This window comes from Mitsuaria sp. BK037 (assembly GCF_014193045.1).
Taxonomy (GTDB): Bacteria; Pseudomonadota; Gammaproteobacteria; order Burkholderiales; family Burkholderiaceae_C; genus Roseateles.
Genome location: NZ_JACHYS010000003.1, coordinates 105,289 through 122,148 on the forward strand (window position 1 = coordinate 105,289; position 16,860 = coordinate 122,148).

Annotated in this window: 20 protein-coding genes; 3 read left to right on the plus strand and 17 right to left on the minus strand. The window is 67.4% G+C overall.

What is annotated here, in order from left to right; translation table 11 throughout:
- Positions 1–234: 234 nt before the first annotated feature.
- Positions 235–1,329, minus strand: coding sequence for a uroporphyrinogen decarboxylase (hemE, locus tag FHT37_RS17225; protein WP_183483187.1), 1,095 nt, complete (start codon positions 1,327–1,329; stop codon positions 235–237).
- 87 nt (positions 1,330–1,416) lie between these two features.
- Here hemE and FHT37_RS17230 point away from each other — a divergent pair, with 87 nt between their 5' ends.
- Genes FHT37_RS17230 through FHT37_RS17240 form a run of 3 tightly spaced genes read left to right on the plus strand, consistent with a single transcriptional unit; the run spans position 1,417 to position 3,681 of the window.
- A complete protein-coding gene (locus FHT37_RS17230; RefSeq protein WP_183483189.1) occupies positions 1,417–2,100 on the plus strand; it encodes a LemA family protein in 684 nt (227 codons plus the stop codon).
- A gap of 10 nt (positions 2,101–2,110) precedes the next feature.
- On the plus strand, positions 2,111–3,133 hold the full coding sequence (locus FHT37_RS17235; protein ID WP_310739752.1) for a TPM domain-containing protein: 1,023 nt from the start codon (positions 2,111–2,113) through the stop codon (positions 3,131–3,133).
- Positions 3,133–3,681: a TPM domain-containing protein gene (locus tag FHT37_RS17240; RefSeq protein WP_091728370.1), complete on the plus strand. Its 549-nt coding sequence runs from the start codon at positions 3,133–3,135 to the stop codon at positions 3,679–3,681. The genes FHT37_RS17235 and FHT37_RS17240 overlap by 1 nt, the downstream gene beginning before the upstream one ends.
- A gap of 29 nt (positions 3,682–3,710) precedes the next feature.
- On the opposite strand, the gene ppk2 is transcribed toward FHT37_RS17240, so the two are convergent.
- From ppk2 to FHT37_RS17320, 16 genes are all read right to left on the minus strand, one after another.
- Positions 3,711–4,541: a polyphosphate kinase 2 gene (gene ppk2 / locus FHT37_RS17245; protein ID WP_091728373.1), complete on the minus strand. Its 831-nt coding sequence runs from the start codon at positions 4,539–4,541 to the stop codon at positions 3,711–3,713.
- 68 nt (positions 4,542–4,609) lie between these two features.
- Positions 4,610–5,455, minus strand: coding sequence for a D-hexose-6-phosphate mutarotase (locus FHT37_RS17250; RefSeq protein WP_183483191.1), 846 nt, complete (start codon positions 5,453–5,455; stop codon positions 4,610–4,612).
- Between the two features lie 94 nt (positions 5,456–5,549).
- A complete protein-coding gene (locus FHT37_RS17255; RefSeq protein WP_217648454.1) occupies positions 5,550–6,209 on the minus strand; it encodes a DUF799 domain-containing protein in 660 nt (219 codons plus the stop codon).
- Positions 6,210–6,229: 20 nt separating this feature from the next.
- Positions 6,230–6,643, minus strand: a complete 414-nt coding sequence (locus tag FHT37_RS17260; protein WP_091728381.1) for a DUF4810 domain-containing protein — start codon at positions 6,641–6,643, stop codon at positions 6,230–6,232.
- A 14-nt stretch (positions 6,644–6,657) separates the two neighbouring features.
- Positions 6,658–7,341: a CsgG/HfaB family protein gene (locus tag FHT37_RS17265; protein ID WP_091728385.1), complete on the minus strand. Its 684-nt coding sequence runs from the start codon at positions 7,339–7,341 to the stop codon at positions 6,658–6,660.
- A gap of 204 nt (positions 7,342–7,545) precedes the next feature.
- Positions 7,546–7,962 (minus strand): F0F1 ATP synthase subunit epsilon, encoded by a 417-nt coding sequence (locus tag FHT37_RS17270; protein WP_091728389.1) that lies wholly within the window; start codon positions 7,960–7,962, stop codon positions 7,546–7,548.
- A gap of 151 nt (positions 7,963–8,113) precedes the next feature.
- Complete coding sequence (atpD, locus tag FHT37_RS17275) at positions 8,114–9,526, minus strand: F0F1 ATP synthase subunit beta (protein WP_091728394.1); 1,413 nt, start codon at positions 9,524–9,526, stop codon at positions 8,114–8,116.
- Between the two features lie 50 nt (positions 9,527–9,576).
- Positions 9,577–10,452: a F0F1 ATP synthase subunit gamma gene (gene atpG, locus FHT37_RS17280; protein WP_091728397.1), complete on the minus strand. Its 876-nt coding sequence runs from the start codon at positions 10,450–10,452 to the stop codon at positions 9,577–9,579.
- 59 nt (positions 10,453–10,511) lie between these two features.
- Entirely contained in the window at positions 10,512–12,065 is a 1,554-nt protein-coding gene (atpA, locus tag FHT37_RS17285) for a F0F1 ATP synthase subunit alpha (RefSeq protein WP_091728401.1), read from the minus strand.
- Positions 12,066–12,156: 91 nt separating this feature from the next.
- Complete coding sequence (locus FHT37_RS17290; protein ID WP_091728405.1) at positions 12,157–12,690, minus strand: F0F1 ATP synthase subunit delta; 534 nt, start codon at positions 12,688–12,690, stop codon at positions 12,157–12,159.
- A 2-nt stretch (positions 12,691–12,692) separates the two neighbouring features.
- Entirely contained in the window at positions 12,693–13,163 is a 471-nt protein-coding gene (locus FHT37_RS17295) for a F0F1 ATP synthase subunit B (RefSeq protein ID WP_147239847.1), read from the minus strand.
- Between the two features lie 36 nt (positions 13,164–13,199).
- Positions 13,200–13,469: a F0F1 ATP synthase subunit C gene (atpE, locus tag FHT37_RS17300; RefSeq protein WP_091728411.1), complete on the minus strand. Its 270-nt coding sequence runs from the start codon at positions 13,467–13,469 to the stop codon at positions 13,200–13,202.
- Between the two features lie 77 nt (positions 13,470–13,546).
- Positions 13,547–14,416, minus strand: a complete 870-nt coding sequence (gene atpB / locus FHT37_RS17305; RefSeq protein ID WP_091728416.1) for a F0F1 ATP synthase subunit A — start codon at positions 14,414–14,416, stop codon at positions 13,547–13,549.
- Between the two features lie 15 nt (positions 14,417–14,431).
- Positions 14,432–14,995, minus strand: a complete 564-nt coding sequence (locus FHT37_RS17310; protein WP_255511608.1) for an ATP synthase subunit I — start codon at positions 14,993–14,995, stop codon at positions 14,432–14,434.
- 288 nt (positions 14,996–15,283) lie between these two features.
- The gene (locus tag FHT37_RS17315) at positions 15,284–16,228 is read right to left on the minus strand and encodes an SMP-30/gluconolactonase/LRE family protein (protein WP_183483193.1); all 945 of its coding nucleotides are present in this window, start codon (positions 16,226–16,228) and stop codon (positions 15,284–15,286) included.
- A 67-nt stretch (positions 16,229–16,295) separates the two neighbouring features.
- On the minus strand, positions 16,296–16,787 hold the full coding sequence (locus FHT37_RS17320; RefSeq protein ID WP_091728426.1) for a GNAT family N-acetyltransferase: 492 nt from the start codon (positions 16,785–16,787) through the stop codon (positions 16,296–16,298).
- Positions 16,788–16,860: the final 73 nt, after the last annotated feature.

Sequence of the window (16,860 nt, forward strand, 5' to 3'; positions counted from 1 at the left end):
TGATTTCCAACGGTGTTCACAACGGGGTCGAGAGCCTGTGGATAACTTTGTGGGAAACGCCCCGGGATTTTCGAGGCCGATGCGATTGCCGCCGCGAGGGCCTGTCGGCGTCAAATTCCGGGGAAACACTCCCTCCCCTTTGGAATCAACGACTTACACGCCCATCGGGGAAAGCCCTAGCTGCAAGCCAAGGCGTGTGCTGCGTTTGGGTGACATGCACGGATTTGGGGATAACTAGGCCGCGTCACCCCGCAGCCGGCGCGAGTGCCGATGCACTTCGTCGACCAGTTCGGCCACGCTTTCCGGCGGCGTGAACTGGCTGATGCCATGGCCGAGGTTGAACACGTGGCCGCCCCAGGCGCCATCCGCGCGGCGCGGCGCGCCGAAGCTGTCGAGCACCGCGCGCGCCTGCTCGCGCACCGCGGCCGGCGGCGCGAACAGCACGTTCGGATCGAGGTTGCCCTGCAGCGCGACGCGGTCCTGCACCTGCGCGCGGGCGCGGCCCAGGTTCACCGTCCAGTCCAGGCCGACGACGTCGGCGCCCGAGGCCGCGATCTCGTCCAGCCACAGGCCGCCGCCCTTGGTGAACAGCAGCTTGGGGATGCGGCGGCCGTCGTGCTCGCCCTTGAGCTGCGCCAGCACGCGGCGCGAGTAGGCCAGGCTGAATTGCTGGAACTGGCCGTCGGCCAGCACGCCGCCCCAGGAGTCGAAGACCATCACCGCCTGCGCGCCGGCCTCGATCTGCGCGTTCAGGTAGGCGGCGACCGCGTCGGCGTTGATGGACAGGATGCGGTGCATCAGGTCCGGGCGCGCGTACATCAGGCTCTTGACGTGGCGATAGTCGTCGGAGCCGCCGCCCTCCACCATGTAGCAGGCCAGCGTCCACGGGCTGCCGGAGAAGCCGATCAGCGGCACGCGGCCGTTCAGCGCGCGGCGGATCGAGCTCACCGCGTCGAAGACGTAGCGCAGCTTGTCCATGTCGGGCACGGCCAGCGCGTTCACCGCCGCCTCGTCGCGCACGACCTTCTCGAACTTGGGGCCCTCGCCCTGCGCGAACGACAGGCCCAGGCCCATCGCGTCCGGCACGGTCAGGATGTCGCTGAAGAGGATGGCCGCGTCGAGCGGGTAACGCTCCAGCGGCTGCAGCGTGACCTCGGTCGCGTAGTCCGTGTTGGTGGCCAGGCCCATGAAGCTGCCGGCTTTGGCGCGGGTGTCGCGATATTCAGGCAGGTAGCGGCCGGCTTGGCGCATCAGCCAGACGGGGGTGTATTCGGTGGGCTGGCGCAGGCAGGCGCGCAGGAAGACGTCGTTCTGAAGGGGGGCGCTCATGGGAGGGCGATTATCCTCGGGGCTCCCTGCTCTTGAATTCCCGCGGCTGGCACACGATATGCCGGTGCGCACAAGGAGGTTACGCGAATGACATCGACCCCGTCCCGTTTGCTTGCCGCCGCGCGCGCCGCGGCCGCCGCCACGCTGATCGTCGGGGCGCCCCTGGCGCTGACCGGCTGCGGCTACAACGAGTTCCAGAGCCTGGACGAGCAGGTCAACGCCAGTTGGTCCGAGGTGCTGAGCCAGTACCAGCGCCGCAGCGACCTCATCCCCAACATCGTCAACACGGTCAAGGGCGAGGCCAATTTCGAGCAGGAGACGCTGACCAAGGTCGTCGAGGCCCGCGCCAAGGCCACCAGCATCCAGGTCACGCCCGAGCTGGCACGCGACCCCGCCGCGCTGCAGAAGTTCCAGGCCGCGCAGGGCGAGCTCTCCGGCGCGCTGAGCCGGCTGATGGTGGTCAGCGAGCGGTATCCGCAGCTGCAGGCCAACCAGGGCTTCCGCGACCTGCGCGTGCAGCTCGAGGGCACCGAGAACCGCATCACCGTCGCCCGCAACCGCTACATCAAGTCGGTGCAGGAGTACAACGTGCTGACGCGCCGCTTCCCGACCAACCTGACGGCCAAGGTCTTCGGCTACGAGGTCAAGCCCAACTTCACCGTGCAGAACGAAGCCGCGATCTCCGCACCGCCGTCGGTGAGCTTCGACAAGTCCGCCCCGGCCACGGCGCCCACGACGCCGGCGCCGGCCGCCTCTCCGGCGTCGAACTGAGGACCCGCGCATGCGGGCGGCCTCGGTGGCGGCGCGACTCCCGGTGATGAACGACGCCGGCGCCAGTCCCGCGCGCTGGTCCGCGCTGCTGCGCGTGTTCGCGCTCGCCTGCCTCGGCCTGCTGATGAGCGTCGGCCTGCTGCCGCGCGCACGGGCGCAGGACGTGCAGGCGGTCCCCGCGCTCAGCGGTCGTGTCGTCGACCAGACCGGCACCCTGACCGCCGCGCAGCAGCAGGCGATCGACGCCAAGCTCGCCGCCTTCGAGCGCGAGGCCGGGCCGCAGATCGTCGTGCTGATGGTGGCGACGACCGCGCCCGAGGACATCGCCACCTACGCGCAGCGGGTCGGCGACCAGTGGAAGATCGGTCGGCGGGACGTCGGCGACGGGCTGCTGATCGTCGTGGCCAAGAACGACCGGCGCATCAACATCCAGACCGCCAAGGCGCTGGAAGGCGCGGTGCCCGACCTGGCCGCGCGCCAGATCATCGAACGCGACATCACGCCCGCCTTTAAGGCCGGCGACTACGCCGGCGGACTGAACCGGGCGATCGACTCGCTGCAGGCGCGCATCCGCGGCGAGCATCTGCCCGCACCGACGCAGCGATCGGCGCCATCGACGGGCGGCCATGGCATCGACCTCGGCGAGATCGCGATGATCGCCTTCCTCGGCGTGCCGCTGGCCGGCGCGCTGCTCACCGCGATCTTCGGCCGCAAGCTCGGCAGCCTGTTCACCGGCGCCGGCGCTGGCGCGGTCGGCTGGGGGCTGAGCGGCAGCCTGCTGCTGGGCGCTGGCGCGGCCATCGCCTCGCTGGTCCTGGTGGGCGTGCTCGGCATCGGCGCGGCCCGACGCGGCTCGGGATCCTCCGGCGCCTACCGGCGCAGCGCCCATGGATCGGGCGGCATCGCGCCACCGATCATCTGGGGCGGTGGCGGTGGTGACGGCGGCGGCAGTTGGGGCGGCGGCGACGGCGGCGGCTTCTCGTCCGGCGGCGGTGGCGACTTCGGCGGCGGTGGCGCCTCGGGAGACTGGTGATGAACCGACGGACCGATCACGAGGCGCGCCACGCCGGCGACGCCAGCCGCCTGGGGCGGTTCTTCCGCCATCGCTTCTGGGACGAGGCCGACGTGCGTCGCGTGCTGCCCGCGGCGGCGCTGGCGCGGCTGTCCGCGCGGGTGACCGAGAGCGAGTTGCGCCATGCTGGCGAGATCCGGGTGTGCGTCGAGGCCAGCCTGCCGGTCAGCTACCTGTGGCGTGGCCTGTCCGCGCGGCAGCGGGCGCTGGCGCTGTTCGGCAAGCTGCGCGTGTGGGACACCGAGCACAACAACGGCGTGCTGGTCTACCTGCTGCTGGCGGAGCACGCGATCGAGATCGTCGCGGACCGCGGGCTGAACCGGCGCGTCAGCGCGGCGCAGTGGCAGGCCATCGTCGACGGGCTGCGGCAGTCGCTGCGCGATGGCCGCTTCGAGGAAGGTCTGGTGGAGGCGATCCGCGCGGTGGAGGCCCTGCTCGCCGAGCACTTCCCGCCCGAAGCGGGCTCGGTGCCGCGCAATGAGCTGCCGGACGCGGTCGTCGTGCTGTAGGGCCAGCGGCGGTCGCAGTCCGCAAGCGCTCAAAGGCTCTTGATCGGCTTGAGCTTCCAGCCGAAGCGCTCGGCTTTCGGCCCGCCCTTGAGCTTGGGGAACACCAGTTCCTTCGCGGGCACGGTCACGTCCGGCAGGTGGTCGAGCAGGTGGCGGATCAGCGTGAGCCGGCCGCGGCGCTGGTCATTGAAGTCGACCAGCGTCCAGGGCGCGTGCTTGGTGTGCGTGTGCTCGAGCATGCGGTCGCGCGCACGGCCGTAGTCCTGGTAATGCTTGCGGGCCTCGAGGTCGATCGGCGAGAGCTTCCACTGCTTGAGCGGATCCTCGGCGCGTTCGGCGAAGCGCTCTTCCTGCTGCTGCTGGTCGACGGTGAGCCAGTATTTGAAGAGCAGCAGGCCGTCGTCGACCAGCAGCCGCTCCAGTCGCGGCGCCTGCTCGAGGAAGTCCTCGGTCTGCCGCGGCGTGCAGAAGCCCATCACCGCCTCGACGCCAGCGCGGTTGTACCAGCTGCGGTCGAAGAGCACGATCTCGCCGGCGGACGGCAGGTGGGTGAGGTAGCGCTGGAAGTACCACTCGCCCTGCTCGCGCTCGCTGGGCTTGCCCAGCGCGACGGTGCGGCACTGGCGGGGATTGAGCGTCTCGGAGATCGCGTTGATGACGCCGCCCTTCCCGGCGGTGTCGCGGCCTTCGATGATCACCAGCAGCCGCTTGCGCGTGTGCTGCAGCCACCGGGCCAGGTTGTTCAGCTCGACCTGCATCGGCTGCAGGCGGTCCAGGTAGTCGGACTTGGAGAGCTTGCCGCCGTTCTGGCCGGGCCGGTCACTTTGCTTCGCGTCGTTCTTGGACTTCTTGTCGCCCATGCTCGCTCCGTGCAGTGAAGGACGGGCCAGCTTAACTCGTCGCACGCACCGGCCACGGCGCGAGCGGATCAGACCAGTTCGAGCGTCTGCATGCCGGCCCAGCTCTCGCCAGGCGCGAGTTCGACCGGCTTGAGCACCTGGGCCGCTTCGACGCAGAGCATCTGCTTCCAGCCGCCTTCGGGCATGTCGGGAAGGGCGTCGCCCTTGGCTTGGCCGGGGTTCCAGACCACGGCGTCGGCGAAGCCCTGCTGGCGGATCGCCAGGCGTCGGTCGCCGTCGCGCAGGGTCAGGCCGTGCTTCACGTCCTGGTAGATGCGGTCGGTCTCGCCGTCCAGGCGCAGCAGGTCCTCGTGCTGGGTGGCGGCGCGTTCGATCGTCGAGTCCCAATACGCCAGGCCGGACAGCCCCTGGACCGACGCCGACATGATCTGCGTCAGCCGCAGGTAGGTGTGCAGCGCGGCGCTGAAGGACAACGGCGTGTCGCCCTGGTTCTCGCAGGCGAGTTCGATCTCCAGCGCGCGGCCGGCAATCCGGATGCTGATCTCGGCTTCGAAGGCATGCGGCCAGACCATGCGGGTGGCGCCGTCGTCGTTCAGGCGCAGCACGGCCAATGCGTCGTCCTTGCCGGACTCGGCGCTGACCAGCTGCCACGGCTTCCCACGCGCGAAGCCATGGCGCTGCAGCGGGCCGCGCGTGGCGAACTGCGGAAAGATCACCGGCACACCGCCGCGGATCGCCTGGCCGGTGGCGAAGGCGCTCTTGGGGGAGAGGTAGAGCTGCTCGTCGGCGCCCGCGGGCACCCAGGACACCAGGTGCGCGCCATGCAGCAGCAGCGTCGCGCGAGCGCCATCGGGCGCGCGGAGTTCGATGGCCTCGAGGCCCTGGTGGCGGGTGATGGAGATCGGAGTGGTCATGCTGAAAAAAGAAAACCCACCGGCGCGAACCGGTGGGTGGGGATCGGCTGGCGCGTCGCGGCGCCCGCCGTTTCCGGGTTCGTGGTCGAGACCCTTAGTTTTTCACAGGCTGACGCGCCCGGGGACCCGGCAGCAGGCCATTAGGGGCGTAGACCAGACGGTTGCTGGTCATGCCCGCGATCTGGTAGCTGCGGTCGGTAAGGTTCGCAGCGATTTGATCCACCACAGCCTGTACCAGCATCGCGATTGGATTGCTTTGGGTGCTGCTCTGTTCAGCGCTGGATGCCGTCGCCTTGCCGTCCCACAGCAGCGCGCCGGTGCGCAGGTCCACCAGCTTGGCATGCATCTCGACGATGGTCTCGCTCGACAGCACCTTGTAGACCGAGCCGTACTGCTTCACGTCGACATACAACGCCGCATCGGCGCCAAAGATCTGGCGCAGCTTGGCGGCGTCGATCTGGTGTGCGTCCGCCGGCGTGGTGATGCCGTTGGTGCGCAGCGTCTCATCGACCAGCGACACCGGCAGCACGTAGTAGCCGGCTTCGCCCAGCGGCATCGACAGGTTGGAGAGCACGCCATAGGTGGCATTCACGTCCGGCGTGTCGTTGACCGGCGGCAGCACCAGCAGCGAGGCCGGCTTGGCTTCCTTGAACGCGGTGTAGTCGTAGGGCTTGGACGGCGAGGCGCAGGCGGTCAGCGCGGCCAGCACGGCCACGGCGCCGAGGCGGCGGATCAGGGACATCAGGTTCGTCATGGTGTCGTTCTCCTCGGCGCTCAGACGCCGCTGGCCGCCTTGGCGGGCACGGCGGCAGCGGCCGCGGTCTTCTCGGACGGCTTCTTCAGCAGGAAGTCCACGTAGGCGGCGGATTCCGGGAACAGCGCGCGCTCGGCTTCCAGGTGGGCTCGCGCGGCGTCGTCGTTGCCGACCTTCGCGTAGAGCAGCGCCAGGTGGCCGTGCAGGCCGGGCGGCGTCGCTTCGTTGGCCGCCTTGTTCTTGATCAGCTGCGCTTCGAGCTGCGTGATCTGGTCGCCAGGCGCGGTGCCGTTGGTCTTGAAGTACTGGTAGACGCTGTTCTGGTAACCGGCCCATTGATAGAGCGGCTTCTGCGGCGTGCCGCAGGCGGTCAGCAGCGCGGCGACGGCCACGGCTGCGCTCACGCGCAGCGCGTGCTTGATACGGAGGGTCATGATCGGGCTCCTGGTCAGCGGGCGGCTTGCGGCTTCCAGGCGCCGCTGTCGATGCCGGCGACCATCGTGTTGACGGCCTCCTTGATGGCCAGGTCCAGGACCTTGCCGTTCAGCGTCGCGTCGTAGCTGGCGGTGCCGCCGAAGCCGACGACCTCGCGCGTCGAGAGCTCGTATTCGCCGGCGCCCTGCGCCGAGTACACGACTTCCGAGGTCTGGCTGTTCACCACGTTCAGCGTGACCTTGGCGTAGGCGATCTGCTTCTTGCCGCGGCCCAGCACGCCGAACAGCTGCTGGTCGCCGACTTCCTTGCGGCCGAATTCGGTCACCGAGCCCGTCACCAGGTAGTCCGCGCCCTTGATCGTCAGCGCGCTGTTCTTGAACTTGGCTTCCTGCTGCGCCTCTTCGAGGTTGTCGCGGTCCAGCACGCTGAAGCGGTTGGTCTGCTGCAGGTGGGCGATCAGGATCGACTTGGACTGGTTGCCCAGGCGGTCGATCGCGTCGGCGAACATGCCGCGCATGAAGCTCGAGCGGTTCTCGAACTTGCCCACCGCGATCGGGGCACGCTGACCCTGGTACTGGACCGGGGCGGGCGCCGCGCGCGGGACTTCAATGGTGCGGGATTGCTCGGTCGCGCAGCCGAACAGGGCCGTCAGGGCGAGCGCCAGGGTGGCGCGGCGCGCCAGGACGTTGAATGACATGGGAACTCCCTCAAAAACGACACCGGCGGGACGCCGGTGCTTGCTCCGGTCGAAGCCGGATGTTCGAAGTGTGCGATACCGAACCGAGTGGTTGGGGGAACGCCGAAAAGAACATCGGCAGGAGTGCGAGTTTTTCGCAGTCCTGCCGATGCAGTGTGGTGTCCTCGCCGCACCGGCGTCCCGGCGCGCGAGGAGATGGGGGGCTCAGCGCTTGGCGCGGAACTTGCGCAGCGCGGCGATCTGCGCGGCCATGGCCGCGAATTCGCTTTGCGCCTTGGCGAAGTCGATGTCGCTCTTGGCGTTCTTCATCGCTTCCTCGGCGGCCTTCTTCGCGGCCTCGGCGCGGGCCTCGTCGAGGTCCTTGCCGCGGATGGCGGTGTCGGCCAGCACGGTCACGACGTCCGGCTGCACTTCCAGCAGGCCGCCGGCGACGAAGACGAACTCTTCATCGCCATTGGGACGCTGGATACGCACCGCGCCCGGCTTGATGCGGGTGATCAGCGGGGTGTGCTTGGGCAGGATGCCCAGCTCGCCGCCTTCGCCCGGCAGCGCCACGAATTTCGCCTCGCCCGAGAAGATCTGCTCTTCCGCCGAGACCACGTTCACGTGGAGGGTTGCCATTGCGTTTCCTTAAGTTTGCCGCGGCAGGCCTTCGCCACCGCGGGAAGAAGGTCCAGTAAGCGAGCAGACGGTGGGCTGGCTAGGCGCCGCGCGGAGCCGGACTCCTGTCCGGCGAGCACGGCAACGACGCCAGCGCGCCGTCTGCGACGTCTTACTGGATCTTCTTCGCCTTTTCGAAGGCCTCGTCAATCGTGCCGACCATGTAGAAGGCCTGCTCCGGCAGGTGGTCGCACTCGCCGTTGACGATCATCTTGAAGCCGCGGATGGTTTCCTTCAGCGGGACGTATTTGCCGGGCGAGCCGGTGAACACTTCCGCGACGTGGAACGGCTGCGACAGGAAACGCTGGATCTTGCGGGCGCGGGCCACGGCCAGCTTGTCTTCCGGCGACAGCTCGTCCATGCCCAGGATCGCGATGATGTCGCGCAGTTCCTTGTAGCGCTGCAGCACCGACTGCACCGAGCGCGTCGTGTTGTAGTGCTCTTCACCGATGACGTTCGGGTCGATCTGACGCGAGGTCGAGTCCAGCGGGTCCACGGCCGGGTAGATGCCCAGCGAGGCGATGTCACGCGACAGCACCACGGTGGCGTCCAAGTGGGCGAAGGTCGTCGCCGGCGACGGGTCGGTCAGGTCGTCCGCAGGGACGTACACGGCCTGGATCGAGGTGATCGAGCCGACCTTGGTCGACGTGATACGCTCCTGCAGGCGGCCCATTTCCTCGGCCAGCGTCGGCTGGTAGCCCACCGCGGACGGCATGCGGCCCAGCAGCGCGGACACTTCGGTACCGGCCAGCGTGTAGCGGTAGATGTTGTCCACGAAGAACAGCACGTCACGGCCTTCGTCGCGGAAGGACTCGGCCATCGTCAGGCCGGTCAGCGCCACGCGCAGACGGTTGCCCGGGGGCTCGTTCATCTGGCCGTAGACCATCGCGACCTTGGACGCGCTCAGGTCGTCCTGGTTCACGACGCCCGCGTCGGACATCTCGTGATAGAAGTCGTTGCCCTCACGGGTACGCTCGCCGACACCCGCGAACACCGACAGACCCGAGTGAGCCTTGGCGATGTTGTTGATCAGCTCCATCATGTTCACGGTCTTGCCGACGCCGGCGCCACCGAACAGACCCACCTTGCCGCCCTTGGCGAACGGGCAGATCAGGTCGATCACCTTGATGCCGGTTTCCAGCAGTTCCTGCGACGGGCTCAGCTCGTCATAGGCCGGGGCCTTGCGGTGGATCGAGGCGACCTGGTCGCGGGCCACGTCGCCGCGCTCGTCGATCGGGTTGCCCAGCACGTCCATGATGCGACCCAGGGTCGCCTGGCCCACCGGCACCTGGATGGTGTCGCCGGTGTTGTAGACCTCGGTGCCGCGGCGCAGGCCGTCGGACGAGCCCAGCGCGATGGTGCGGACCACGCCGTCGCCCAGCTGCTGCTGCACTTCCAGCGTCAGGGCCGAGCCTTCCATCTTCAGGGCGTCGAACACCTTCGGCATCTGGTCACGCGGGAACTCCACGTCGACCACGGCGCCGATGCACTGAACGATCTTGCCCACCGATTGAGTGTTAGCCATTTTTTCGTTCCTTCAATTCCAAATCTGTTGCCTGCGATCGATCGCCGGGATCAACCGCTGATGGCGGCCGCGCCGCTGACGATTTCCGACAGTTCCTTGGTGATCGCGGCCTGGCGGGTCTTGTTGTAGACCAGCTTCAGCTCACCGATCAGCGTGCCGGCGTTGTCGGTCGCGGCCTTCATGGCCACCATGCGCGCCGATTGCTCGGACGCCATGTTCTCCGCCACGGCCTGATAGACCAGGGCTTCGGTGTAGCGCACCAGCAGTTCGTTGATCACCGTCGGGGCATCGGGCTCGTACAGGTAGTCCCATGCGTGACCCGCGGCATCCGTCTCCAGCGACTCGGCCGTCAGCGGCAGCAGTTGCTGCACCACCGGCTCCTGCTTCATCGTGTTGACGAAGCGCGTGTAGCAGAGATAGACCGCCGACAGCCTGCCTTCCGCGTAAGCGTCCAGCAGCGTCTTGACCGGGCCGACCAGCTTCTCGAGCTGGGGGCTGTCGCCGAGCTGCGTCGCATGCGCGACGACCTTGGCGCCGATCCGGTTCATGAAACCCAGACCCTTGTTGCCGATCGCGACCACTTCCGCCTTCTGGCCCGCCTGCTCGATTTCCTTGAGCTTGCTGGTCGTCGCGCGAAGCAGGTTGGTGTTCAGACCACCGCACAGGCCCTTGTCGGTCGTGACCACCACGAAACCGGCCGTCTTGGCGTCGGCATGCGACACCATGAACGGATGGCGGTACTCGGGGTTGGCCTTGGACAGGTTGGCGGCGATGTTGCCGACCTTCTCCGCGTACGGACGGGCCGCGCGCATCCGATCCTGCGCCTTGCGCATCTTCGAAGCGGCGACCATCTCCATGGCCTTGGTGATCTTCTTGGTGTTCTCGACCGACTTGATCTTGCCGCGAATTTCCTTGCCTGCTGCCATGATTTCTCCTGTGAGGGCCGGGTCTTGCTTGACTTCAGCGAGACCCGGTCATGGTTGCTTTAGGCGAAGGACTTCTTGAACGACGTGATCGCGGCGTTCAGTTCGGCTTCGGCGTCCTTGTCCATGGCCTTGTCGCTTTCCAGCTTGGTCAGCAGGGCGGCGTGCGAGGTCTTCAGGAACTGGTGCAGGCCGTGCTCGAAGGCCAGGACCTTCTTGACCTCGATGTCGTCCATGAAGCCCTTGTTGGCCGCGTACAGCGACGCGCCCATCAGGCTGATCGACAGCGGGCTGTACTGCGCCTGCTTCAGCAGTTCCGTCACCCGGGCACCGCGGTCCAGCTGCTTGCGGGTCGCGGCGTCCAGGTCCGAGGCGAACTGCGCGAAGGCGGCCAGCTCACGGTACTGGGCCAGGTCGGTACGGATACCGCCGGACAGCGACTTGATCAGCTTGGTCTGGGCAGCGCCACCGACGCGCGACACCGAGATACCGGCGTTGATCGCGGGACGGATGCCGGCGTTGAACAGGTTGGTTTCCAGGAAGATCTGGCCGTCGGTGATCGAGATCACGTTGGTCGGGACGAAGGCGGACACGTCGCCGGCTTGCGTCTCGATGATCGGCAGCGCGGTCAGCGAGCCGGTCTTGCCCTTGACTTCACCCTTGGTGAAGGCCTCGACGTACTCGGCGTTGACGCGGGCGGCGCGCTCCAGCAGGCGGCTGTGGAGATAGAACACGTCGCCGGGGAAGGCTTCGCGGCCCGGCGGGCGGCGCAGCAGCAGCGAGACCTGGCGGTAGGCGACGGCCTGCTTGGACAGGTCGTCGTACACGATCAGCGCGTCCTGGCCGCGGTCGCGGAAGTACTCGCCCATCGTGCAGCCCGAGTAGGCCGACACGTACTGCATCGCGGCGGATTCAGACGCGGAGGCGGCGACGACGATGGTGTATTCCATCGCGCCGGCGGCTTCCAGTGCGCGCACGACGTTCTTGATCGACGAAGCCTTCTGGCCGATCGCGACGTACACGCAGGTCATGTTCTGACCCTTCTGGTTGATGATCGCGTCGATCGCCACGGCGGTCTTGCCGGTCTGGCGGTCGCCGATGATCAGCTCGCGCTGGCCACGGCCGACGGGCACCATCGAGTCGATCGACTTCAGGCCGGTCTGCACCGGCTGGTCGACGGACTTGCGGGCGATCACGCCCGGGGCGACCTTCTCGATGACGTCGGTCATCTTGGCGTTGATCGGGCCCTTGCCGTCGATCGGCTGACCCAGCGCGTTCACGACGCGGCCGATCAGCTCGGGGCCGACCGGCACTTCCAGGATGCGGCCGGTGCACTTGACGGTGTCGCCTTCGACGATGTGCTCGTAGGCGCCCAGGATCACGGCGCCGACGGAGTCGCGCTCCAGGTTCAGCGCCAGACCGAAGGTCTGCGAGCCATCGGCGGCGGCCGGGAATTCCAGCATTTCGCCTTGCATCACGTCGGACAGGCCGTGCACGCGCACGATGCCGTCGGACACGGACACCACGGTGCCCTGGTTGCGCACGTCGGTGGACGCGCCAAGGCCTTCGATGCGGCTCTTGATCAGTTCGGAAATTTCAGCGGGATTCAGTTGCATTGCTTGCTCCCAACGGCATCCCGCCGAAGCGGGACACCAGGGTGAATCGGGGGGATCTTTGGCAGTCGGGCTGGGACCGGAGGCTTGCGCCTCAGGCCGTCAGCGCCACTTTCATGCGTTCCAGGCGGGCCTTGACCGAGGTGTCCAGCACCTCGTCGCCGACCACCACACGGATACCGCCGATCAGGCCAGGCTCCAGCTCGACGCGGGCTTGCAGCTTGCGACCGAAGCGCTTCTCCAGCGACGCGACCACGTCGGCCAGTTGGGCCGGCTCGATCGGGTAGGCGCTGAAGATCTGCGCATCGGACACGCCGGAAGCGGCGTTGGCCAGTTCGTGGAACTGCTGGACCATCGCCGGCAGCGCCGACAGGCGGCCGTTGGCGATCACCTCGCGCAGGAAGTTCTGCACGCCGGGCAGCAGCGTCTGCTTGCTGGCCGCCGACATGACCTGGAACACCTGGTCGGTGCCCACCTTCGGGTCTTCGGCGAACTGGCGCAGCTGGCTGTCGCCGGCGACGAGCGCCAGCGCGGCCAACTGCTCGTTCCAGGCCTTCAGGTCCTGCGAGGACGCGACCTGGAACAGCGCTTCGGCGTAGGGACGGGCAATGGTTGCGAGTTCAGCCATGATTACAGCTCCGTCTTGAGACGGTTCAGCAATTCGGCATGCACGCTGGCATTGACCTCGCGCTGCAGGATCTGCTCGGCGCCCTTGACGGCCAGCGCGGCGACCTGCTCGCGCAGGGCCTCACGGGCACGCACCGACTGCTGCTCGGCCTCGGCCTTCGCAGCGGCGATGATCTTGGCGCCTTCGTCCTCCGCGCGCTTCTTCGCTTCGTCCACGATGGCGGCGCCGCGCTTCTCGGCGTCGGACAGCAGCTTCGTGGTTTCGTTGCGGGTCTGCGCCAGTTGCTCGTCGACCTTCTTGTTGGCGTTGGCCAGCTCGGCCTTCGCCTGGTCAGCAGCCGCCAGGCCAGTGCGGATTCGCTCCGCGCGCTCGTCCAGCGCCTTCACGATCGGCGGCCAGATGAACCGCATCGTGACGAACACCAGGATGGCGAACGGAATCCACTGAATGAAAAGGCTAGCGTTGATATTCACGGCACGATCCTTTCAGTCGTGAAAGGGACGGGCCTATCAGCGAGCGATGGTGGACAGGAAGGTGGCGGCGAACGGGTTGGCGAACGCGAACAGCAGCGCGATGGCGACACCGATCAGGAAGGCCGCGTCGATCAGGCCGGCCAGAATGAACATCTTGGTTTGCAGTTCGTTCATCAGCTCGGGTTGACGAGCCGAGGACTCCAGGAACTTGCCGCCCATCAGCGCGATGCCGATGGAAGCGCCGATCGCGCCCAGACCAACGATGATGCCGCAAGCCAGAGCGACCAGACCGAGGATGTTTTCCATGTTTTGCTCCTGAGAGAGTTAGATAAAAAGGAAAGGGAAAGGGAATCGGGAAATCGAAGTAGCCGTGTCCAGCCGGATCAGTGCGCGTCGTGCGCCTGGCCCAGGTAGATCAGCGTCAGCATCATGAAGATGAAGGCCTGCAGCGTGATCACAAGGATGTGGAACAGCGTCCAGACCGTGCCGGCGAGCACATGGCCGATGGCCAGGCCGATGCCGGTGCCGGTCAGGGCCCAGCCGCCGCCCATCAGGGCGATCAGCATGAACACGAGCTCGCCGGCGAACATGTTGCCGAACAGCCGCATGCCATGAGACACCGTCTTGGCGATGAACTCGATGACCTGCATGGCGAAGTTGAAGGGCCACAGCACCGGGTGCGCGCCGAAGGGCGCGGAGATCAGTTCATGGCCCCAGCCGCCCACGCCCTTGATCTTCAAGCTGTAGAAGAACACCAGCAGCAGCACGAACGTGGACATGCTCAGCGTGGTCGACAGGTCGGCGGTCGGCACGACGCGCTGATAGGCGTGGTGCGCGTCGTGGGCGACGTAGTTGGTGAACAGCGTGGGCAGCCAGTCCACCGGCAGCATGTCCATGAAGTTCATGAAGAAGATCCACACGAACACGGTCAAGGCGACCGGGCCGATGACCTTGCGGCTCTTCTCGTTGTGGATGACGGCCTTGGCCTGGTTGTCCACCATCTCGACCAGGATCTCGACGGCGGCCTGGAAGCGACCCGGCACGCCGGCATGCGCCTTGCGTGCGGCGCGCCACAGCAGGAACACGGCGAGCAGGCCCAGCACGGTCGAATAAATGAGCGAATCGAAGTTGAAGACGCTGAAGTCGACGATGTCGACCTGCTTGACGTCCTCGAACTGGAAGTTCTTCTGCCAATGCTGCAAATGGTGGGTGATGTATTCACCCGAGGTCGGCGCGTGCCCTTCTGCTGCCATGGTTGCTTTCCGTCTCTATTTTCTGATTCGACCCCGCCGAAGCAGGGCCAGCCAATTTGCCTTCAGGGTCACGACGAGGGTCGAGAGCAACGCTGCCCAACTCAACGACGGGAAACCCGCGGCGACCGCCACCAGGATGGCGACCGCCAGAATGATCTTCACCAGCTCCCAGACCGCGAACGTGAGCATCGGAGTGCCCGCGTCCCTCGCCGATCGCCGCGTCATGCCCCACGCCATCAGGGCGTTCGGCAGGACGACCGAGGCGGCACCGAACAGCGCCGACCAGGTTTTGTCGGCTTGCAGGGACAGCAGACCCCACAGCGCGACCATGACCGCTCCCGCCGCCGCCTGCCAGATCAACAAGGACCAGACCGACATTGCCGGAAGCCGGGCCCGCAAGTCCTGCGCTTGTTCTCGCGTCAGGGGCTTGAAAGCCGGTTCGCCGTCCGCATCTCCTTCGATTCCATCGTCCCAGGGATCCTGGCTGGCGGCGCCTCGGTCCTTCGCCTGATGGGGCGGAGTGGTCCGGAGCGGCTCGGCGGGCGGCGCATTGGATGCGCGCGCTGGATCGGGATTCACGGCTTCAAGGGGCGAGCGGCAAAACCACGGGATTATAGGGGGTCTGACCTTACAGACCCTTAACAGGCTGCGGCGGCGGCCCATCGGCGCCGACTTGACAGGCCGTGCGAAGCCCGCATAGCCGGGCGCGCGCCGTGTTCATCGAGGCTGGCGGGGCGTCCGCCACGACGGGGCGCGAGGTGCGCACGCAACACCTGCCCCTTTGCCGCCACTCGGGATTGCCCTCGACCCGATCCGCGCAGGCCGCGCCGTCATGGCGCCACGGCGCCACCGCGCCCTCGGTCGACCTCAGCCCGGCCAGCGCGCGAATTGCACCGGCAAGCCCGCCACCGGCACCCGCATCTTGAGCACGCATCCAGCCCAGGGCTGGGCGGCGAGTTCCGCCTCGCTGCGCTTTTCCCGTGCGGTGGTGACGAAGATGGTGCGCAGGTCCGCACCACCGAAGGTCGGCATCGTGGCGCAGCGCACCGGCAACTCGACGCGCGTCAGCAGCTCGCCCGACGGCGACAGGCGCAGCAGCTGCTGGCCTTCCATCATCGCGACCCAATAACCGCCCTCGACGTCGACCGCCGCGCCATCGGGCCGGCCGCCATAGGTCTCGAGCGGCTGGTCGGCGCCGCGCGGCGCGAATCGCGCGAACACCTCGCGCTCGCCAAGCGTGCCGCTGGCGGCGTCGAAGGCCATGCAGTAGATCTCGTGCGCCTTGGTGTCGGCCCAGTACATCGAGCGGCCGTCCGGGCTCCAGCCCAGGCCGTTGGAGGTGGTGATGCCGTCCTTCATCGGGACGAAGACGCCCTCGCGCAGGCAATAGAGCGCCGACTCGGGTTGGCGCGCGTCATCGATCGTGCCGACCCACAGGCGCCCTTGCGCATCGGCCTTGCCGTCGTTGAAGCGCCGCTTCGAGGCGTCGTACGGCGGGTCGAGCAGCTTCAGGTACTCGCCGGTGGCGGGATCGAAGCGCCACAGCCCGTTGCGCTGCGGGATCAGCAGGCCGCCGCCCACCAGCGGCACCACACAGCCCGGCTCGTCGTTGAGCGCCCAGCGGGTCGGCGTCGCCGCGCCGCTGTCGAGCCGGAACAACGCCTTGCCCGGGATGTCGACGTAATAGAGACATTGCTCTAGCGGATGCCAGAACGGCGACTCGCCGAGCAGCGCCGGCGTCAGCGACGCGGGCTCGAGGCGGAAGAACTCGTCCGTGGACGTCGTGGGGTCGGCATGAGGCTGCGAGGTCATGGCGCGATGCTATGCCGGTAACCCGGCGAAACCGGAAACCGCGCGGCCGACGGGGTGGACGCCTCGATCAGGCCAGGTCGACCTTCAGGTAATGCGCGCCTGCGATCGGATTGAAGTAGTACGGCGGAATCTCTTCGAAGCCGAGGCTCTCGTACAGGTCGCGCGCGGCCTCCATGTCGTCGAGCGTATCCAGCAGCATGTTGGAGTAGCCGGCGCTCGTGGCGCGATCGATCAGCGCCTGCGCCATCGTGCGGCCCAGGCCGAAACGACGGAACGCGGGGCGGATGAAGAGCCGCTTCATCTCGCAGGCGTTGGCGTAGTCCGAGTCCATGAGCGGCCGGAAACCGCCACAGCCGGCGACCTGTCCATCCACCAGCGCGAGCAGCAGCGTGCCTTGGGGCGCGTCGTATTCGCCGGGGAGCGAGGCCAGTTCTTCCTCGAAGCCCTGGAAGCAGAGGTCCACGTCCAGGCTCTGCGCGTATTCGCGCAGGATCGCGCGCGCTTCTTCCCACAACGCAGGCGAATCGGGGCAGATCAGTCGTATGTCAGGCGTGTCCACAGCGGGCGAGTGTAGCGAGGCCGCTCCCGCGTTCAAGCGCTCGGATTGGAGAGCGACGTCGAGGACGACGGCG

Bases quoted from the DNA above. Each gene is read 5' to 3' on its own strand.
- hemE (WP_183483187.1), bottom strand. From the start codon at position 1,329: ATGAGCGCCCCCCTTCAGAACGACGTCTTCCTGCGCGCCTGCCTGCGC.
- FHT37_RS17230 (WP_183483189.1), top strand. From the start codon at position 1,417: ATGACATCGACCCCGTCCCGTTTGCTTGCCGCCGCGCGCGCCGCGGCC.
- FHT37_RS17235 (WP_310739752.1), top strand. From the start codon at position 2,111: ATGCGGGCGGCCTCGGTGGCGGCGCGACTCCCGGTGATGAACGACGCC.
- FHT37_RS17240 (WP_091728370.1), top strand. From the start codon at position 3,133: ATGAACCGACGGACCGATCACGAGGCGCGCCACGCCGGCGACGCCAGC.
- ppk2 (WP_091728373.1), bottom strand. From the start codon at position 4,541: ATGGGCGACAAGAAGTCCAAGAACGACGCGAAGCAAAGTGACCGGCCC.
- FHT37_RS17250 (WP_183483191.1), bottom strand. From the start codon at position 5,455: ATGACCACTCCGATCTCCATCACCCGCCACCAGGGCCTCGAGGCCATC.
- FHT37_RS17255 (WP_217648454.1), bottom strand. From the start codon at position 6,209: ATGACGAACCTGATGTCCCTGATCCGCCGCCTCGGCGCCGTGGCCGTG.
- FHT37_RS17260 (WP_091728381.1), bottom strand. From the start codon at position 6,643: ATGACCCTCCGTATCAAGCACGCGCTGCGCGTGAGCGCAGCCGTGGCC.
- FHT37_RS17265 (WP_091728385.1), bottom strand. From the start codon at position 7,341: ATGTCATTCAACGTCCTGGCGCGCCGCGCCACCCTGGCGCTCGCCCTG.
- FHT37_RS17270 (WP_091728389.1), bottom strand. From the start codon at position 7,962: ATGGCAACCCTCCACGTGAACGTGGTCTCGGCGGAAGAGCAGATCTTC.
- atpD (WP_091728394.1), bottom strand. From the start codon at position 9,526: ATGGCTAACACTCAATCGGTGGGCAAGATCGTTCAGTGCATCGGCGCC.
- atpG (WP_091728397.1), bottom strand. From the start codon at position 10,452: ATGGCAGCAGGCAAGGAAATTCGCGGCAAGATCAAGTCGGTCGAGAAC.
- atpA (WP_091728401.1), bottom strand. From the start codon at position 12,065: ATGCAACTGAATCCCGCTGAAATTTCCGAACTGATCAAGAGCCGCATC.
- FHT37_RS17290 (WP_091728405.1), bottom strand. From the start codon at position 12,690: ATGGCTGAACTCGCAACCATTGCCCGTCCCTACGCCGAAGCGCTGTTC.
- atpE (WP_091728411.1), bottom strand. From the start codon at position 13,469: ATGGAAAACATCCTCGGTCTGGTCGCTCTGGCTTGCGGCATCATCGTT.
- atpB (WP_091728416.1), bottom strand. From the start codon at position 14,416: ATGGCAGCAGAAGGGCACGCGCCGACCTCGGGTGAATACATCACCCAC.
- FHT37_RS17315 (WP_183483193.1), bottom strand. From the start codon at position 16,228: ATGACCTCGCAGCCTCATGCCGACCCCACGACGTCCACGGACGAGTTC.